This window comes from Geodermatophilus sp. SYSU D00766, assembly GCF_054049915.1.
In genome coordinates this window covers 47,015-63,787 of record NZ_JBJGYI010000016.1, presented here as the reverse complement: position 1 = coordinate 63,787, position 16,773 = coordinate 47,015, and the positions used below count along the sequence as shown (strand labels likewise).

General features: G+C 77.8%; 14 protein-coding genes. 6 read left to right on the top strand and 8 right to left on the bottom strand.

Annotated features, from left to right (window positions below):
- Positions 1–16: 16 nt before the first annotated feature.
- The 3 genes from ACI8AD_RS13580 to deoC are packed head-to-tail and all read right to left on the bottom strand — an operon-like array spanning position 17 to position 3,320.
- The gene (locus tag ACI8AD_RS13580) at positions 17–883 is read right to left on the bottom strand and encodes an aldehyde dehydrogenase family protein (protein WP_456871062.1); all 867 of its coding nucleotides are present in this window, start codon (positions 881–883) and stop codon (positions 17–19) included.
- Positions 880–2,325 (bottom strand): aldehyde dehydrogenase family protein, encoded by a 1,446-nt coding sequence (locus ACI8AD_RS13575; RefSeq protein ID WP_456871061.1) that lies wholly within the window; start codon positions 2,323–2,325, stop codon positions 880–882. Before ACI8AD_RS13575 ends, ACI8AD_RS13580 begins: the two co-directional genes overlap by 4 nt.
- Entirely contained in the window at positions 2,325–3,320 is a 996-nt protein-coding gene (gene deoC, locus ACI8AD_RS13570) for a deoxyribose-phosphate aldolase (RefSeq protein ID WP_456871060.1), read from the bottom strand. The genes ACI8AD_RS13575 and deoC overlap by 1 nt, the downstream gene beginning before the upstream one ends.
- A 105-nt stretch (positions 3,321–3,425) precedes the next feature.
- Here deoC and upp point away from each other — a divergent pair, with 105 nt between their 5' ends.
- The 4 genes from upp (at position 3,426) to ACI8AD_RS13550 (ending at position 6,079) form a co-directional block, all read left to right on the top strand.
- Complete coding sequence (gene upp, locus ACI8AD_RS13565) at positions 3,426–4,049, top strand: uracil phosphoribosyltransferase (RefSeq protein ID WP_456871059.1); 624 nt, start codon at positions 3,426–3,428, stop codon at positions 4,047–4,049.
- A 2-nt stretch (positions 4,050–4,051) separates the two neighbouring features.
- Positions 4,052–4,942 (top strand): Gfo/Idh/MocA family protein, encoded by an 891-nt coding sequence (locus tag ACI8AD_RS13560; protein ID WP_456871058.1) that lies wholly within the window; start codon positions 4,052–4,054, stop codon positions 4,940–4,942.
- 113 nt (positions 4,943–5,055) lie between these two features.
- Positions 5,056–5,529, top strand: a complete 474-nt coding sequence (locus tag ACI8AD_RS13555; RefSeq protein WP_456871057.1) for a DUF805 domain-containing protein — start codon at positions 5,056–5,058, stop codon at positions 5,527–5,529.
- A 37-nt stretch (positions 5,530–5,566) separates the two neighbouring features.
- On the top strand, positions 5,567–6,079 hold the full coding sequence (locus tag ACI8AD_RS13550; RefSeq protein WP_456871056.1) for a hypothetical protein: 513 nt from the start codon (positions 5,567–5,569) through the stop codon (positions 6,077–6,079).
- A 48-nt stretch (positions 6,080–6,127) separates the two neighbouring features.
- Here ACI8AD_RS13550 and ACI8AD_RS13545 read toward each other — a convergent pair whose 3' ends face one another.
- The 4 genes from ACI8AD_RS13545 to ACI8AD_RS13530 are packed head-to-tail and all read right to left on the bottom strand — an operon-like array spanning position 6,128 to position 10,090.
- Positions 6,128–6,820 carry a haloacid dehalogenase type II gene (locus ACI8AD_RS13545; RefSeq protein WP_456871055.1) on the bottom strand — a complete coding sequence of 231 codons (693 nt, stop codon included), beginning with the start codon at positions 6,818–6,820 and terminating at the stop codon, positions 6,128–6,130.
- Between the two features lie 2 nt (positions 6,821–6,822).
- A complete protein-coding gene (locus ACI8AD_RS13540) occupies positions 6,823–8,460 on the bottom strand; it encodes a phospho-sugar mutase (RefSeq protein WP_456871054.1) in 1,638 nt (545 codons plus the stop codon).
- A complete protein-coding gene (locus ACI8AD_RS13535) occupies positions 8,457–9,281 on the bottom strand; it encodes an NAD-dependent epimerase/dehydratase family protein (RefSeq protein ID WP_456871053.1) in 825 nt (274 codons plus the stop codon). The genes ACI8AD_RS13540 and ACI8AD_RS13535 overlap by 4 nt, the downstream gene beginning before the upstream one ends.
- Positions 9,278–10,090 carry a purine-nucleoside phosphorylase gene (locus tag ACI8AD_RS13530; RefSeq protein ID WP_456871052.1) on the bottom strand — a complete coding sequence of 271 codons (813 nt, stop codon included), beginning with the start codon at positions 10,088–10,090 and terminating at the stop codon, positions 9,278–9,280. Before ACI8AD_RS13530 ends, ACI8AD_RS13535 begins: the two co-directional genes overlap by 4 nt.
- A gap of 143 nt (positions 10,091–10,233) precedes the next feature.
- Between ACI8AD_RS13530 and ACI8AD_RS13525 the strand changes: the two genes are divergently transcribed.
- Positions 10,234–11,712, top strand: coding sequence for a hypothetical protein (locus ACI8AD_RS13525; protein ID WP_456871051.1), 1,479 nt, complete (start codon positions 10,234–10,236; stop codon positions 11,710–11,712).
- A gap of 96 nt (positions 11,713–11,808) precedes the next feature.
- Here ACI8AD_RS13525 and ACI8AD_RS13520 read toward each other — a convergent pair whose 3' ends face one another.
- Positions 11,809–12,069, bottom strand: coding sequence for a hypothetical protein (locus ACI8AD_RS13520; protein ID WP_456871050.1), 261 nt, complete (start codon positions 12,067–12,069; stop codon positions 11,809–11,811).
- A 161-nt stretch (positions 12,070–12,230) separates the two neighbouring features.
- Here ACI8AD_RS13520 and ACI8AD_RS13515 point away from each other — a divergent pair, with 161 nt between their 5' ends.
- The gene (locus ACI8AD_RS13515; protein ID WP_456871049.1) at positions 12,231–16,679 is read left to right on the top strand and encodes an nSTAND1 domain-containing NTPase; all 4,449 of its coding nucleotides are present in this window, start codon (positions 12,231–12,233) and stop codon (positions 16,677–16,679) included.
- The last annotated feature ends 94 nt before the right edge of the window (positions 16,680–16,773 follow it).

Sequence of the window (16,773 nt, the reverse complement as noted above, 5' to 3'; positions counted from 1 at the left end):
CTCGGGCCGGGGAGCCTCAGAGCCCGATCGGGTGCCACACCGTCTTGGTCTCGAGGAACCGCGTCATCCGGGACGTGCCCGGGTCGGCGGTCCAGTCCGGCTCCTCGGCCGGCGGTCGCAGCACCCGCTTGATGCTGCCCGCGGCCAGCCGCTCGAGCTCCAGCGCCCGGCCGGCCGGCGCGCCGGTCAGGTCGACGGCGTCGACGTCGTCGTGCTCGGCCAGCCAGGGGCCGATCTCGCCCGCGTCGCCGGTGAGCAGGTTGACCACGCCGCCGGGGAGGTCGCTGGTGGCCAGCACCTCGCCCAGCGTCACCGCCGGCAGCGGCCGCCGGTGGGAGGTCACGACGACGGCGGTGTTGCCGCCGGCGAGGACCGGCGCGAGCACGCTGACCAGGCCCAGCAACGAGGACCGCTGCGGGGCCAGCACCGCGACGACGCCGGTGGGCTCGGGCAGCGAGAAGTCGAAGAACGGCCCGGCGACCGGGTTGGCGCTGCCGAGGACCGCGGCGAGCTTGTCGGTCCACCCGGCGTACCAGACCCAGCGGTCGATGGCGGCGTCGACGACGGCCCGCGCCCGCCCGGAGGACAGCCCCTCCCCGGCGGCGACCTCCTCGCAGAACTGCGCGTGCCGGCCCTCCATCACCTCGGCCACCCGGTAGAGCACCTGGCCGCGGTTGTAGGCGGTGGCCCGTGACCACCTGCCGAACGCGGCCCGCGCGGCGACGACGGCGTCGCGGGCGTCCTTGCGGGAGGCCCACGCGGCGTTGGCGAGGAACGCGCCCCGGGAGTCGGTGACCTCGTAGGTGCGGCCGGACTCCGAGCGGGGGAAGGCCCCGTTCACGTACAGCTTGTAGGTCTTGCGGACCGCCAGACGGTCGCTCACCGGGAGCTCTCCTTCAGGTACGCGGCCAGCCCGTGGCGGCCGCCCTCGCGGCCGTAGCCGGACTGCTTGTAGCCGCCGAAGGGCGACGTCGGGTCGAACTGGTTGAACGTGTTGGCCCACACCACGCCGGCCCGCAGCCGGTCGGCGATCGCGAGGATCCGCGAGCCCTTCTCGGTCCAGATGCCGGCCGAGAGGCCGTAGGTGGTGTTGTTGGCCTTGGCGACCGCCTCGTCCGGGGTGCGGAAGGTGAGCACCGACAGGACGGGGCCGAACACCTCGTCGCGGGCGATCCGGTGGGCGGGGGAGACCTCGGTGAACACCGTCGGCGGGAACCAGAAGCCGCGGTCGGGCAGGTCGCACGCCGGCTGCCAGCGGTGCGCGCCCTCGGCCTCGCCGATCTCCGACAGCTCCCGGATGCGCGCGAGCTGCTCGGCGGAGTTGATCGCGCCGATGTCGGTGTTCTTGTCCAGCGGGTCGCCCACCCGCAGCGTGCCGATCCGCCGCTGCAGCGAGGCGATGACCTCGTCGTGGACCGACTCCTGCACCAGCAGCCGGGAGCCGGCGCAGCAGACGTGCCCCTGGTTGAAGAAGATGCCCCGCACGATGCCCTCGACGGCCTGGTCGATGGGGGCGTCGTCGAAGACGATGTTGGCCGCCTTGCCGCCGAGCTCGAGGGTCAGCGTCTTGCGGGTGCCGGCCACGGCGCGGGCGATCGAGCGGCCCACCTCGGTGGAGCCGGTGAACGCGACCTTGTCGACGTCGTCGTGCTCGACGACGGCCCGGCCGGTCTCGCCGGCGCCGGTGACGATGTTGACCACCCCGGGCGGCAGGTCGGCCTGGCGGCACACCTCGGCGAACAGCAGCGCGCTCAGCGGGGTGGTCTCGGCCGGCTTGAGGACGACGGTGTTGCCGGTGGCCAGGGCGGGGGCGACCTTCCACGCCAGCATCAGCAGCGGGAAGTTCCACGGGATGACCTGGCCGGCCACGCCGTGCGGGCGCGGGTCGGGGCCCAGCCCCGCGTGGGCGAGCTTGTCGGCCCAGCCCGCGTGGTAGAAGAAGTGGGCCGCGGCCAGCGGGACGTCGACGTCGCGGGACTCCCGGATCGGCTTGCCGTTGTCCAGCGACTCCAGCACCGCGAACTCGCGGGCCCGCTCCTGCAGGATGCGGGCGATCCGGAACAGGTACTTGCCGCGGTCGGCCGGGCGCATCGGCCCCCACACCCGGGTGTACGCGCGGCGGGCGGCCCGCACGGCGCGGTCGACGTCGGCCTCGGTGCCCACCGCGATCTCGCTGAGCACCTCCTCGGTGGCCGGGTTGACCGTCTTCATCGGCTCGCCGGAGCCGTCGACGAACTCGCCGTCGATGAACAGGCCGTAGGACGGCGCGACGTCGACGATCGACCGCGACTCGGGGGCGGGGGCGTACTCGAACAGGCTGGTCATCAGTCCACCGATACGTGGTCGGGGCCGGAGTAGTGGCCGGTGCGCAGCTTCTGCCGCTGCTGGAGCAGGTCGTTGAGGAGGCTGGAGGCGCCGAGGCGGAACCAGTCGGGGGACAGCCAGTCGGCACCGACGGTCTCGTTGACCAGCACCAGGTGCTTGACGGCGTCCTTGGTGGTGCGGATCCCGCCGGCGGGCTTGACGCCGACCTGCGTGCCGGTGGCGGCGCGGAAGTCGCGGACCGCCTCCAGCATCACCAGGCAGACCGGCAGCGTGGCCGCCGGGGAGATCTTGCCCGTGGAGGTCTTGATGAAGTCCGCCCCGGCGAGCATCGCCAGCCACGAGGCACGGCGGGCGTTGTCGTAGGTGACCAGCTCGCCGGTCTCGAGGATGACCTTGAGGTGGGCGTCCCCGCACGCCTCCTTCACCGCGACGATCTCCTCGAACACCTCGAGGTAGCGGCCGGACAGGAACGCGCCCCGGTCGATGACCATGTCGATCTCGTCGGCGCCGTTGCCCACGGCGTCGCGGACGTCGGCGAGCTTGACCGCCCGGCTGGCCCGGCCGCTGGGGAAGGCGGTGGCGACGGCGGCGACGTGGATGCCGGTGCCCGCCAGCGCCTCCCGCGCGACGCCGGCGAGGTCGCCGTAGACGCAGACGGCGGCGACCGCCGGGCAGGAGGGGTCGTCGGGGTCGGGACGGCGGGCCTTGGCGGCCAGCGAGCGCACCTTGCCGGGGGTGTCGGCGCCCTCGAGCGTGGTCAGGTCGACCATCGCGATCGCGGTGTCGATCGCCCACGCCTTGGCGGTGGTCTTGATCGAGCGGGTGCCCAGGGTGGCGGCGCGCTGCTCGGCCCCCACCTGGTCGACACCGGGCAGGCCGTGCAGGAAGGCGCGGAGGGCGGCGTCCGAGCGGGTCACGTCGTCGAACGGCGCCGCGGGCCCCGGGCCGGGCCGGGTCCCGGCCGCCAGCGTCCCGGGGTCGAGCACGTGGGTCATGCCGCCATTCTCCCTGTCCCGCCACCCGGTCCGGGAGCGCGGTCGCTCCGAGGGGGTGCCCGCTTCCCGGCCGGGGCCCCGGAGCCGACCGATACGGTGGCGCCCGTGCAGCTGACCGTCGTCGACCACCCGCTCGCCCGCGCCCGACTGTCGCGGATGCGCGACGAGCGGACCGACAACGCCGCGTTCCGTGCGGCGCTGCGCGAGCTGACGCAGATGCTGGTCTACGAGGCCACCCGCGACCTGCAGCTGGCCGAGGAGGAGATCACCACCCCGGTCACCACGACGACGGGCTACCGGCTGGCCGCGCCGCCGCTGATCGTGCCGGTGCTGCGGGCGGGCCTGGGCATGGCCGACACCGCGCACGGGATGCTGCCGGAGTCGCAGATGGGCTTCGTCGGCCTGGCGCGCAACGAGGTGACCTTCCGGCCCGAGGCCTACATGGCCTCGCTGCCGGAGTCGCTGGTCGGCCGGCACGTGTTCGTCCTCGACCCGATGCTGGCCACCGGCGGGTCGCTGGTCGCCTGCTGCACGCTGCTCACCGACCGCGGCGCCACGGAGATCACGGTGCTGTGCGCGCTGGCCGCCCCGGCCGGGCTGCAGCGGCTGGAGGACAGCGGGCTGCCGCTGCGGGTGTTCACCGCCAGCGTCGACGAGGGGCTCAACGACAAGGCCTACATCGTCCCCGGCCTCGGCGACGCCGGCGACCGCCAGTTCGGCGCCGTCTGACCGTGCGCTTCGGGGTCCTGGGCACCGGTCACTGGGCCCGCACCGTGCACGCCGCGGCGATCGCCGCCCACCCCACCGCCGAGCTCGTCGGCGTCTGGGGGCGCGACGCGGCGAAGGCCGCCGAGGTCGGCGCGCAGTTCGACGTCCCCGGCACCGACGACCTCGCCGCGCTGCTGGCGCGGGTCGACGCGGTCGCCGTCGCCGTGCCGCCGGACGTGCAGGTGTCCCTCGCCGAGCAGGCCGCGGCCGCCGGGCGGCACCTGCTGCTGGAGAAGCCGATCGGCCTGTCGACCGCCGACGCCGACCGGGTGGTGACGGCGGTGCAGGCGGCCGGGGTCGCCTCGGTGGTGTTCTTCACCTTCCGCTTCCAGGCCGCGACGACGACGTGGCTGGCGCAGGCCGCCCGCACCCGGCTGGCCGGCGGCGCGGCGTCGTGGCTGTCCGCGCTGGCCGGGAGCCCGTTCGACTCCGCCTGGCGCCGGCAGCACGGCGCCCTGTGGGACATCGGGCCGCACGCGCTGTCGCTGCTGGTGCCGGCGCTGGGGCCGGTGGTGTCGGTGCAGGCCGGGGCGGGCGCCGGGGACACCGTGCACCTGGTCCTGCAGCACGCCACCCCGGGCGTGGCCTCGACGGTCACCCTGTCGCACACCGTGGCCCCGCTGGCGACCGGCATCGAGTTCTCGGTGCACGGCGACGCCGGCCGGCTGGTGCTGCTGCCCGACACCGAGAGCGCGGTGGAGTCGCTGTCGGCGGCGGTCGACGAGCTGGGCGCCGCGGCCCTCACCGGCGGCACCCACCCGTGCGACGTCGGGTTCGGCCGTGAGGTGGTCCGCGTCCTCGAGACGGCCTCGCGCGCCCTGGCCTCCGGCTGCCGGGAGTCCGTGCCGGCCTGACGTCGCAGGTCGGACTGCAGTCGCCCGCAAGGGCAGGGCAAGTGCCCGCCGACAGAGTCGCTCCCGACGACATCCAGCGCCCCTCGACCGGGGCCGGACAGGGAGCAACGGACATGAGCGAGTACTCGTACCCCGGCCACGGCGGCACCCGGACGCCGGACGCCGGCAGCTGGTACGTCCGCCGCGGGCGGATCGACCGGCGCACCTACTGGCTGCACTACGCGCTGCCGCTGTGGGCGGCGAGCGTCGCGGCGATCTGGGCCGACGTCGCCCTCGGGACCGCCTGGTACAGCGGGTCCTACGGCTACGACGGCTACTACTCCTACAGCGCCGAGGCCAGCTTCTCCGGCGGCCCGATCACGCTGCTGGTGTCGCTGCTGCTGTTCGCGCCCTCGATCAGCGCCGCGGTCACCCGGCTGCACGACACCGGCCGGTCGGGCTGGTTCCTGCTCTGGGGCCTGGTGCCCATCGCCGGCCCGATCGTGCTGTTCGTCGTCGTGGGCTGCCTGGCCGGCGACCCCGGCCGCAACCGGTACGACGGCGCCGTCCGGCCGACCCGGCGGGAGCCGCAGCTCGCGACCTGGTGAACCCGGTTGACCCGGCGGCCAGTCTGGGGAGGTGCGGTTGACCTTCCCCCGGCTGGCCGACCGGCGTCCGGTGGAGACGACGGTCGAGCGCGACGACGGCGTGGTGTTCGCCATGCGCGGGGCCGGCGGCGGTCCCGCGCTGCCGCACGACCTGGTGCACGCCCTGGTGGAGGCGGAGCTCCGGGTGCCCGACGGGATCTGGGGCTGCGTGGCCGACGGCGTCGTCTGGACCAGCATGCGGCACGTCAGCGGCCGGCAGCCCCCGCACGCGGCGCAGCGGTCGGCGGCCCTGAAGCGGGAGCGGGCGGCGGCGATCCAGCGGGCCGAGGGGCTGGCCGACCTGGTCGCCCGCGCGTCCCGCGGCGCCGAGGTGCTGCCCGGCGAGGCCGAGCGCACGGGGCTCCCGGCCGACCGGCTGGCCGGCGCCGCGGCCGTGCTGGCCGAGGCCGGACGGCGCTGGCGGGAGCTGCCGGTGGGGGAGACCTGGACGCTGGAGTGGCGGGTGCCGCGGACGGCACCGCCGCGCCGGGAGCGCACTCGCGGTCGCTGACGCGCGCGGACACGCCGGGGTGAGCGGCCACGACCGCACGGTCGGCGGTCAGCAGCCGAGCGCCGCGGCGAGCTCCTCGAACGAGGCGACCGACAGGTCGGCGTCCGGGTCGGAGGCCGGCGGCACGGGGTCCCCGCCGAACTCGGCGGGCCGGTGCACGTAGGCCGTCGCCAGCCCCCGGGCCCGCGCGGCGGCGAGGTCGTCGGTGTGCGCGGCGACCAGGCACACCCGCGACGGCGGCAGGGCGAGCAGCCGCGGCGCGGAGTCGTAGACCTCCGGGTCGGGCTTGTAGTGGCCGGCGACCTCGGCGCCGAGCACCAGGTCCCACGGCAGCCCGCCCCGCCGCGCCAGGTCGACCAGCAGCCGCACCCCGCCGTTGGACAGCGGCGCGAGGAGGAACCGCCGCCGCAGCCGGGTCAGCCCGGGCACCGCGTCGGGCCACGGGTCGAGCCGGTGCCAGGCGAGCACCAGCTCGTCGGCGACGTCGTCGGGCACCCCGCCGACGCCGACCGCCGCCAGCGCCGCGGGCAGCGACTCGCGGTGCAGCGCGTCGAGCGGGACGAACGGCCGCTCGCCGCCGCGCACCCGCTGCATCGACGGCTGGTAGCGCGCCCGCCAGGCGTCGGCGAAGGCCGCGGCGTCGACGCCGGGCCCCAGCAGCCGGGCCGCCTCGCGGGCCACGCCGGCGCGCCAGTCGACGACGGTGCCGAAGACGTCGAAGACCAGCGCGCCGGCGTCCACCGCTACAGCCCCAGCGCGTGCGCCATCTCGCCGCGCAGCTGGTCGAGCTCGTCCTCGCCCCGGCCCCGCGCGGCGATCACACCGGCGTCGTCGTGCACCGGGACGACGGTCTCCAGGTACGCCTTGAGCTTCGGCTCGGTGCCGCTGGGCCGCACCACCACCCGGATGCCGTCGCCGAGCAGCCGGACGGCGTCGACCGGCGGGTCCTCGTGCAGCAGGTCGGCGGCGGTGACCTCGCGGCCCAGCAGCCGCCGCGGCGGGTCGGCCCGCAGCCGGGCCATGGCGTCGCTGATCAGCGAGAGGTCCTCGACCCGCGCCGACAGCTGACCGGTGGCGAACAGCCCGTGCTCAATCGCGAGCTCGTCGAGCCGGTCGACGAGCGTGCGCCCGGTGGCCTTGAGCTCGGCGGTGAGCAGCGCGACGGCGAGGGCGGCGGAGATGCCGTCCTTGTCGCGGGCGACGCCGGGGGTCACCGCGTAGCCCAGCGCCTCCTCGTAGCCGAACACCAGCGGCGCCGAGTCGGTGCCGGCGCGGATGATCCACTTGAACCCGGTCGGGGTCTCGGCGAACCGCACGCCGTGGGCCTGGGCCAGCGCGTGCAGCAGCGAGCCGCTGACCAGCGAGGCCGCGTAGGTACCGCGCACGCCGCGGCGCAGCAGCCAGTCGCCGAGCAGCGCGCCGACCTCGTCGCCGGTGAGCTGCCGGCCGTCGCAGACCACCGAGCAGCGGTCGGCGTCGGGGTCCTCGGCGATGGCGACGTCGGCGCCGGTGCGCTCGGCCAGCGCGAGCAGCAGGTCGACCGCGCCGGGCTCCTCCGGGTTGGGGAAGGTGACCGTCGGGAACGCCGGGTCGGGCGCGTCCTGCTCGGGCACGCTGGCCGGCGCGGTGAACCCGGCGGCGGTGAACACCGCCCGGGTCGTCGCCGCGCCCACGCCGTGCATCGCGGTGTAGGCCACGGTGACCGCGGCGCGGTCGGCGGCCGGCACCCGGTCGGGCTGCAGCGCCGCGACGACGGCGGCCACGTAGCCGGTCTCGACGTCGTCGCCGAGGGTGGTCCACTCGTCGGACAGCGGCACGTCGCACGCCGGGCCGACGGCGGCGATGGCGGCCTCGATCTCGCGGTCGGCCGGCGGCACCAGCTGGGCGCCGTCGGCGAGGTAGACCTTGTAGCCGTTGTCCTGCGGCGGGTTGTGGCTGGCGGTGACCATGACGCCGGCCACGCAGCCCAGCGACCGGACCGCCGAGGACAGCACCGGGGTGGGCAGCGGCCGGGGCAGCACCTGGACGGCGAAACCGGCGGCGGCCAGCACCGCGGCGGTGACCCGCGCGAACTCGTCGGAGCGGCGCCGGGCGTCGAAGCCGACGACGACGCCGCCGCGGCCGAAGCCGGCGTCGGTGAGCCAGGCGCCGAGCCCGGCGGCGGCCCGCGTGACGACGGCGGCGTTCATGCCGGCCGGCCCGGCGCGCAGCGGACCGCGCAGCCCGGCGGTGCCGAAGGTCAGCGGCCCGGCGAAGCGGCGCTCGAGCTCGGCGGTGTCGCCGGCCGCGACGAGCGCCTCGATCTCGCCGCGGTCGCCGGGGTGGGGGTCGGCGGCGGCCCAGGCGCGGGCCCGGTCGAGGAGCGGCTCGGCGGCGCTCACGACCGCGCCCCGGCGATCTCGGCGTCGAAGCGCGGGAGGGTGAACTCGCCGCCCACCCGCCGGTGCACGGGATCGGCCGGGTCGGGCTCGCCGTGCGCGGCCACCAGCGCCGCGGCGAACGCCTCGGCGTCGTCGGCCGGCTCGTAGCCCAGCTCGCGGGCGGCGGTCAGGTCCCACCAGCCGCGGGTGTTGGCCGACACGCCCCACACGACGCGGAAGCCGGGGGAGGGCGCGGTGAGCGCGGCGTGCACGAGGGAGACCGCGTCGCGCGGGGAGAGCCAGGTGGCCAGCGCCCGCAGGCTCGGGGGCTCGGGGGCGTGGGTGCCGATCCGCAGGCAGACGACGTCGAGGCCGTACCGGTCGGCGTAGAGCGCACCCAGCGCCTCCCCGGCCACCTTGGTCACGCCGTAGTAGGTGTCCGGCCGGGGCGGGGCGGCGTCCTCGCGCAGCGGGCCCGACGCCGGCCGCTCGGTGAACCCGGTGGCGTGGTTGCTGCTGGCCAGCACCACCCGGCCCACGCCCGCGCGGCGCGCGGCCTCCAGCACGCAGTAGGTGCCCTCGACGTTGGCGTGCGAGACCGCGGCCCAGGTGGACTCGGTGGAGACGCCGGCCAGGTGCACGACGGCGGCGGCCCCCCGCGCGGCGGCGGTGACCGCGTCGAGGTCGGTCACGTCGGCGACGACGATCTGCTCCCCGGCCCGCGGCGCGGCCACCTCGGCCGCGTCGAGGCTGCGCACCGCCCAGCCCCGCTCGGGCAGCCCCGCGCGCAGCACCGTCCCGATCTGCCCCGCGGCGCCGGTCAGCAGGACCGGACCGGTCACGGCAGCCGCCCGGTCAGCTCCACCAGGTACTCGCCCAGCCGGCTCGCCGCGGCCTTGCCCGCTGCGAGCACCTCCTGGTGGTCGAGCTCCTCCCCGGTGACGCCGGCCGCCGCGTTGGTGACCAGCGACAGGCCGACCACCTCCATCCCCGCGGCACGGGCGGCGATGGCCTCGAGGGCGGTGGACATGCCGACGAGGTCGGCGCCCAGGGTGCGCAGCATCCGGATCTCCGCCGGCGTCTCGTAGTGCGGGCCGGGCAGGGCCGCGTACACGCCCTCGGTCAGCTGCGGGTCCAGGGAGCGGGCCAGCTCGCGCAGGCGCGCGGAGTACAGGTCGGTGAGGTCGACGAAGGTCGCCCCCACCAGCGGCGAGCGGGCGGTGAGGTTGAGGTGGTCGCTGATCAGCACCGCCTGGCCGACGCGGTGGTCGGGGGACAGGCCGCCGGCGGCGTTGGTGAGGACGACGGTGCGCACGCCGGCCGCGGCCGCGGTGCGCACCCCGTGCACGACCGGGTCCACGCCGCGGCCCTCGTAGAGGTGCGTGCGGCCCAGGAAGAGCAGCACCCGCCGGGAGCCGACGCGCACCGAGCGCACCTCGCCGCCGTGGCCGACCGCGGTGGGGGCGGCGAACCCGGGCAGCTGAGCCATCTCGACGGACCCGACCGGGGTGCCGAAGGCCTCCGCCGCCGGCGCCCACCCCGATCCCATGACGACGGCGACGTCGTGCAGGCCACCGAGCGCGGACTGCAGGTCGTCGGCCGCGATGCGGGCGAGGAACGAGGGGTCGGGACCGGGAGCGCGATCGTTCACCCGGCGACGCTAACCCAGGACCCCGGCCCGCCCCGCGCCCGCGGCGGCGGTGTCCGCCCGGACCCGCCGACCCACCCGTCCCAGCCGTCCCCGGCCGCGTGTCGGCCCGGGACGGCGGGGCGGCGGCCCCCGACCATGTGCCGGTGCAGCGAACGGTCATCGACGGCGTCCCGGTGTTCACCGCGGGCGGGCGGGAGCGGACGACCGCGGCGCTGGTCTTCGGCGTGGGCCTGCGCGACGAGACGTTCGCGACCATCGAGGTCACCCACCTCGTCGAGCACCTGGCGATGGCCGCGCTGCCCCGCACGCACCTGCGCTGCAACGCCGTCACCGACGTCGACAGCACCGCCTTCTTCGCCACCGGCCGGCCCGAGGCGGTCGGCGCCTTCCTCGAGGGCGTCTGCCGGGCGCTGGCCGACCTGCCCACCGACCGGCTGGCCGCGGAGGCCGGCGTCCTGCAGGCGGAGGGCTGCGGGTCGACGTCGTCCACCGTCAGCGCGCTGTGGGCCGCCCGCTACGGCCTCACCGGCCCGGGGCTGACGGTCTCGGCCGGGCCGGGGCCGCACCACCTGACCGAGGACACCGTCCGCGCCCACGCCGCCCGCTGGTTCGTCCGCGGCAACGCCGCGCTGTGGTGCCACGGGCCGCTGCCGGCGGACCTGCGACTGCCGCTGCCGGCCGGGCCGCGACCGCCGCGCCGGCTGCCGGTGCCGCGCCCGCAGGACGGGCCGGTGTGGACCCGCACCGACGCCCCCGGCGTCGGCCTGCTGCTGGCCACCGACACCCCCGCCGACGCCGCGCTCGCCGTGGGCGTGCAGGTGGCGGCGGAGCGGCTGCGCGACCGCGCCCGCCACGGCCGCGGGCTGTCCTACCGCGTGGACTCGCTGACCCTCGACCTGGCCGCCGACCGGCGCGAGGTGGCGCTCGTCGCCGACGCCCGCGAGGGTCACGACGCCGAGGTGGCCGACCTGGTGTGGCGCACCTTCGCCGAGCTGTGCGCCGACGGCCCGACGCCGGAGGAGGTCGGCCACGCCGTCGCCGGGCTGGAGGCCGAGCTCGACGAGGAGGACGCCGCCGGCGCCGAGCTCGCCGACGCCGCCTACTGCGCGGCGACCGGGCTGCCGTTCCGCCCCGCCGCCGCGACCCTGGCCGCCTGGCGGGCGGTGACCCCCGCCGACGTCACGGCCGCGCTGCGCCGCGCGGAGCCGACCGCCGTCCTCGCCGTGCCCGACACCGCGCCCTGGGACGGCCCGGCCGGCGTCGTGCGCCGGCCACTGTGCGGCACGCTGCCGGAGCTGCCCGGGGGCGCGCTGTTCCGCCCGCCGCTGCACCGGCGGCTGCTGGACCCCGCCGCCCGGGTGGCGCTGGTCGTCTCCGGCGACGGCCTCGCCCACCGCGACGCCGACGGCGACGTGCACGGCGTCCCGTGGTCGCGGGTCGAGGCGCTGGTGCCCACCGACGACGGCCGGGGCGTCACCGTGGTCAGCCGCGACCTGTGCTGCGTGCACGTGCACCCCGACCGCTACGGCCCGCGGGCGGTCACCGCCGTGCTGGAGCGGGCTCCGACCGGCGCCCTGCTCGGCCGGCCCGCGAGCGAGGCGTCGGAGTACGCCGCCGTCTGACCGGCCGCCCCACCGCCCGCCGCCCGGCAACGGTGGGGCGGGGCTCCGGACGAGCGCCGGCCCCGCCGCGCGGAGGCGACGGGGCCGGAGGACGGATCAGCACTCGGGCAGGGGCACCAGGACGGCGACGACGGGCACGTCCGGCCACGACCGGTCGGCGACCGGCTCCCCGGTCAGTCCGGCGCGGGGCACCACGCGCACGCAGTGCGTGGTGCCGGGGTCCCCCTCGAACGGGACGGCGCCCGCGGGCCCGGCGGCGGCGAGCACGCCGGCGGTCACGAGCGGGGTCAGGACGGCGAGGGCGGCGACGCGCCGGCGACGGGCGGCGCGGCTGCGGATCGGGCGGCGGCTGGTCATGACCGGTTCCTCCGGTTCTCCGGCGCCGGGCCGGTCCCGGCGACGCGGACAGCGCAGCGCCGCCCGGCTGCGATCCGGCTCCGGCCCGCCTGCGGTCGGCCTGCGTCGACCCGCGCGCGGGCCGCTGGGCACGCGGGACCCGCGGCGCTAGCTTCGGCGCCGTGCGCATCGCGGTCCTCGGACCGCTGGAGGTCCGGAGCGACACCGGCTCCCCGGTGGCGGTGCCCGGCGCCAAGGAGCGGCTGCTGCTGGCGCTGCTCACCGCGGGGGCACCCGGTGCGGTGGGCGTCGACCGGCTCGCGGAGTCGCTGTGGGACGGCGACCCGCCGCCGAGCGCCCGCAAGTCGCTGCAGATCCACCTCGTGCGCCTGCGGGCCGCCCTGGACCCGCAGCGACCGCGTGGCTCGCCCGCGGGCCACGTCGTCCGCCGCGGTGCCGGCTACGCGCTGGACGTGACCGCCGAGGAGCTCGACGCCCTCGGCGTCGGCGAGCTGCTGGCCCGTGGCCGCGCGCAGCTGGCCGCCGGCGACGCCGCCGGTGCCGAGCGGGCACTGACCGCCGCCCTCGCCCTGTGGCGGGGTGAGCCGTACGAGGACTGGCCGGACGCGGCGTTCGCCGCGACCGAACGCCGGCGGCTGGCCGAGCTGCGGGCCGCCGCCCGGACCGCGCTGTCCGAGGCGAGGCTGGCCCTCGGGCGGCCGGCCGAGGTCGTCGGTGACCTGCAGCCCCTCGTCACGGAGGACCCGCTGCGCGAGGACTGGTGGCGCCTGCTCGTGCTCGCCCTCTACCGCTCGGGCCGGCAGGGCGACGCCCTGGCCACCCTCCAGCGTGCCCGCCGGGCGCTCGCCGAGGAGCTCGGCGCCGACCCGGGGCCCCAGCTGCGGGCCCTCGAGACGGCCGTCCTGGCCCAGGACCCGGTCCTCGACGCGCCCGGCGACGCGGCGGTCCCGCAGGGGCGGCCCCCGGCGCGCACCTGCCCGTACAAGGGGCTGGCCGCCTACCAGGCCACCGACGCCGGTCTCTTCCGCGGCCGCGACCGGGTGGTCGCCCGCCTCGTCGCCCGGCTGGTCGACGCCCCCCTGGTCGTCGTGTCGGGCGCCAGCGGCACCGGCAAGTCCTCGCTGGTCCGCGCCGGGCTGCTGCCCGCGCTGGCGGTGGGCGCCCTGCCCGGCAGCGGGATCTGGTCCGCGGTCGTCCTGACCCCGGGACCCCGGCCCGGCGCGGTGCTGCGGGCGCGCCTGGCCGACGCGCCCGCCGACCGCCCGGTCGTGCTGGTCTGCGACCAGCTCGAGGAGCTGTGGGCGCCGCGCGTGGACGCGGACGAGCGAGCGGCCTTCCTCGACGCGCTCCTCGCGCTGCTCGACGACGGACGGGTCGTCCGGTGCGTGGTGGTGCTGCGCGGCGACGCCGTCGGCCGGCTGGCCGAGCACGCCGCTCTCGCCGAGCGGCTCGGCGCCGCCCTCGTGCTCGTCCCGCCCATGACGGCGGAGGAGCTGCGCGAGGTCGTCGACGGCCCCGCGGCCGCCGTCGGTCTCACCAGCGAGCCCGACCTCGTCGACGCCGTCGTGGCCGACGTCGCCGGCCGCCCCACCGCCCTGCCGCTGCTGTCCACCGCGCTGGTCGGCACGTGGGAGCGGCGGCGCGGCGACCGGCTGACGCTGGCCGGTTACCTGGCGGCCGGCGGCGTCGCGGGCGCGGTCGCCCAGGCCGCGGAGGCCGCCTGGTCGGCCCTCGACGACGCGGGCCGGGAGACGGCCCGCCGCCTGCTCCTGCGGCTGGCCGACACCGACGACGGCGGCGCTCCGGTGCGCCGCCCCCGGCCGGTCGGGGAGCTGGGCCTGGAGGACCCCGGCCGGCGGGCCGTCGTCGACGCGTTCGTCGCCCGGCGACTGCTCGCGGTCGACGGCGAGGTGCTCGACGTCGTCCACGAGGCGCTGCTGACCGCCTGGCCGCGGCTGTCCCGGTGGCTGGAGGAGGACGCGGCGGGGCGGGCGGTCCGCCGGCACCTCGCGCCCGCCGCCCGGGAGTGGTCCGAGCGCGGGGAGCCGGACGAGGAGCTCTACCGGGGGGCCCGCCTGGCGGCGGCGCTGGAGTGGGCGGCCGACGCCGACGTCGCGCCCGCGGAGCGCCGCTTCCTCGACGTGTCGAGGCAGCGCGCCGACGCGGAGCTGACCGACGCGCGGGCGCGGCTGGACCGGGAGGTCGCCGCCCGCCGGCGCACCCGCCGGCTGGCGGCGGGACTGGCCGCGGTGCTGGCCGTCGCCCTCGTCGCCGCCGGGCTGGCGGTGACCGGACGGTCGGCGGCCGAGCGGGCGTCGCGGGCCGCCGCTCGGGCGTCGCTGGTGGCCGACGCCAACCGGCTGGCCGCGCTGTCGGCCACGGTCGGGCCGCTGGACGTGTCCGCCCTGCTCGCGGCCGAGGGGTACCGCCTCGCCGGCACCCCGGAGGCGGAGGACGCGCTGTTCGGCGGCCTGGTGGCGCGCCGGCGCGCGGTGCGGGCGACCTCGTTCACCGGCAACCTGTTCGGGACCCGGCTGGCCGGCGGCCGGGTGCTGGTCGTCTACGCCGGCCGCAGAGTCCTGCGGTGGGACCTCGACTCGCCGGGGCCGCCCGAGGTCCTGGTGGACGTGCAGGCGCGGGTGGAGGCGGGGGAGGACTGGGACACCTGGCTCGGGAACGGGGCCTCGCCCACCGACGACCGGGTGGTCACCTGGGGCGCCACCGCCACGGGGGAGCCGTGGATCAGGCTCGTCGACGGGGCGGGCCACGTCGACCTGCTGCCGGGTGCTGCACAGCTGGGCGGGGATCCCGTCCAGGTGTCCTACGCGGCCGACGGCCGCCTGCTGGAGGTCTTCGTCGCCGGCCCGGCCGGGGAGGCGGGCGGGATCCCCTGGCGGCTGGTGCGGGTCGACCCGTCCGGTGAGCCCCGCGGGGTGGTCCTGGACGGCACGCTGCCCGGGGCGACCGGCCCGCTGGGCGGGGACACCTCGGACGACCGGTCGGTGGACGTGCTGTGGTCGCGCGAGGACCCGGCCCGGGTGGTGCTGGTCGACCGCGCCGCGGGCAGGAGCGTGCCGGTCTCGCTCCCCGCCCGCGACGCGGCGGTGGCGGAGCACCGGGCGCTGTCCTCCGGCGCCGCCGTGCTGTGGGACGACGGCGCGGTCACCCTCGTCGACCGGACGGGTGCCGTCGTCCAGGACCTCGCCGTCCCCGGGACGGAGGTCGCCGACGTGGCCCTCGCGCCGGACGGGAGCTGGGCGGTCACCGTCGGCCAGGGCGGGGTGGTGCTCTGGGACGTCGACCCGGCGACGGGGCGGTGGTCGCTGCGGGAGGTGCTGACCGGGCACGCGGGCGACGTGCTCGCCGCCGACGTCGACGCCTCCGGCGAGCGGCTGGTGACCACCGCGGTCGACAACACGATCGTCGTCTGGGACGTCCGGCCCGACGGCGGCTTCGGGACCCCGCAGCCGGGCACCCCCGGTCGCTGGCCCGCCGGCGCCCCGGCCGTCGTCGAGCCCGGCCGGCTCGCGGTCCTCCCCACGCGCCGGATGCCGCCGGTGCACGGGGAGCCGCCCTACCTGGGGGAGGAGACCGTCGAGGTGGCGGCGACGTTCCTGGACCCGCGCACCGGGGAGGTGGTCGGGCAGGTCCCCGTCGGCGACACCGTCGCGGACGCGTTCCACGGCGCCTCCGCGGCGGTCAGCCCCGACGGCCGGTGGGTCGCCGTCACCTCCGGCCTGGCCGCCACGGTGCTCGACGCGCGCACGCGGGCGGTGGTGGCGCGGGTCGAGCTGCCGCCCTCCGAGGAGGTGGGCCTGGACGACCGGCCCTACCCCGCCGGCACCGTCTGCTGCGCCGCCTGGACACCCGACGGCTCCCGGCTGCTGCTGGGCGCCGGGGGCCACCTCCCGGGGGTGCTCGTCCCGACCGGACCCGAGCAGCCGCCGGGGGAGATCGCGGTCGTCGACGCCGGGACCTGGCGGGTGGTCGACTCCGTGCCGCTCGAGCTCCCGCCGTCGGTCCTGCGGCCCGACGGCACCGGTCGCCTGCTCGCGGTGGGGCTGACCAACGGCACCGAGGTCCTGGTGCTGGACGCGGCGACCCTGGCCGTGCTCCACCGGGCCCCGCTGCGCGTCGACGACAGCCCCTGGGCGCTGGCGTTCTCCGGGAACGGCCGGTGGCTGGCCGCCGCGGGGGAGTCGGGGAGGCTGCACGTGGTCGACACCCGGACGTGGCGGGCGCGCGAGCCGGCGACCCTCCGCGCGTTCGGGGCCACCCTCCAGCTCGGCTGGCTCGCCGACGACCGGACCGTCGTCGCCACCGGCCACGACGGGACGGCCGTGCTCTTCGACGTGCGGCGCGGCGTCGTACGGGGCGGCCCGCTGCCGGCGTCGCCCGACGGTGCCCCCGGCTACACCGCGCTGCTGCCCGGGAACGCCGGGGAGCTGGTGCTCGTCGCCGACGACCGTCCCGGGACGCGCTACCCGCTGGACCCGGCGGTCTGGCTGCGGGCCGCCTGCGACCTCGCGGGCCGTGACCTGACCCGCGCGGAGTGGAGCCGCTACCTGCCCGGCCGGCCGTGGGCGCCGACCTGCAGCGACCTGCGCTGAGGACCGCCCTCACCGAGCGGCGCGGCCCCGACACGGCAGGGTGGCGGCGCGCGGGGAACCGGCCGGCCGCGCCGGGGACCCGCCACCGGACCGG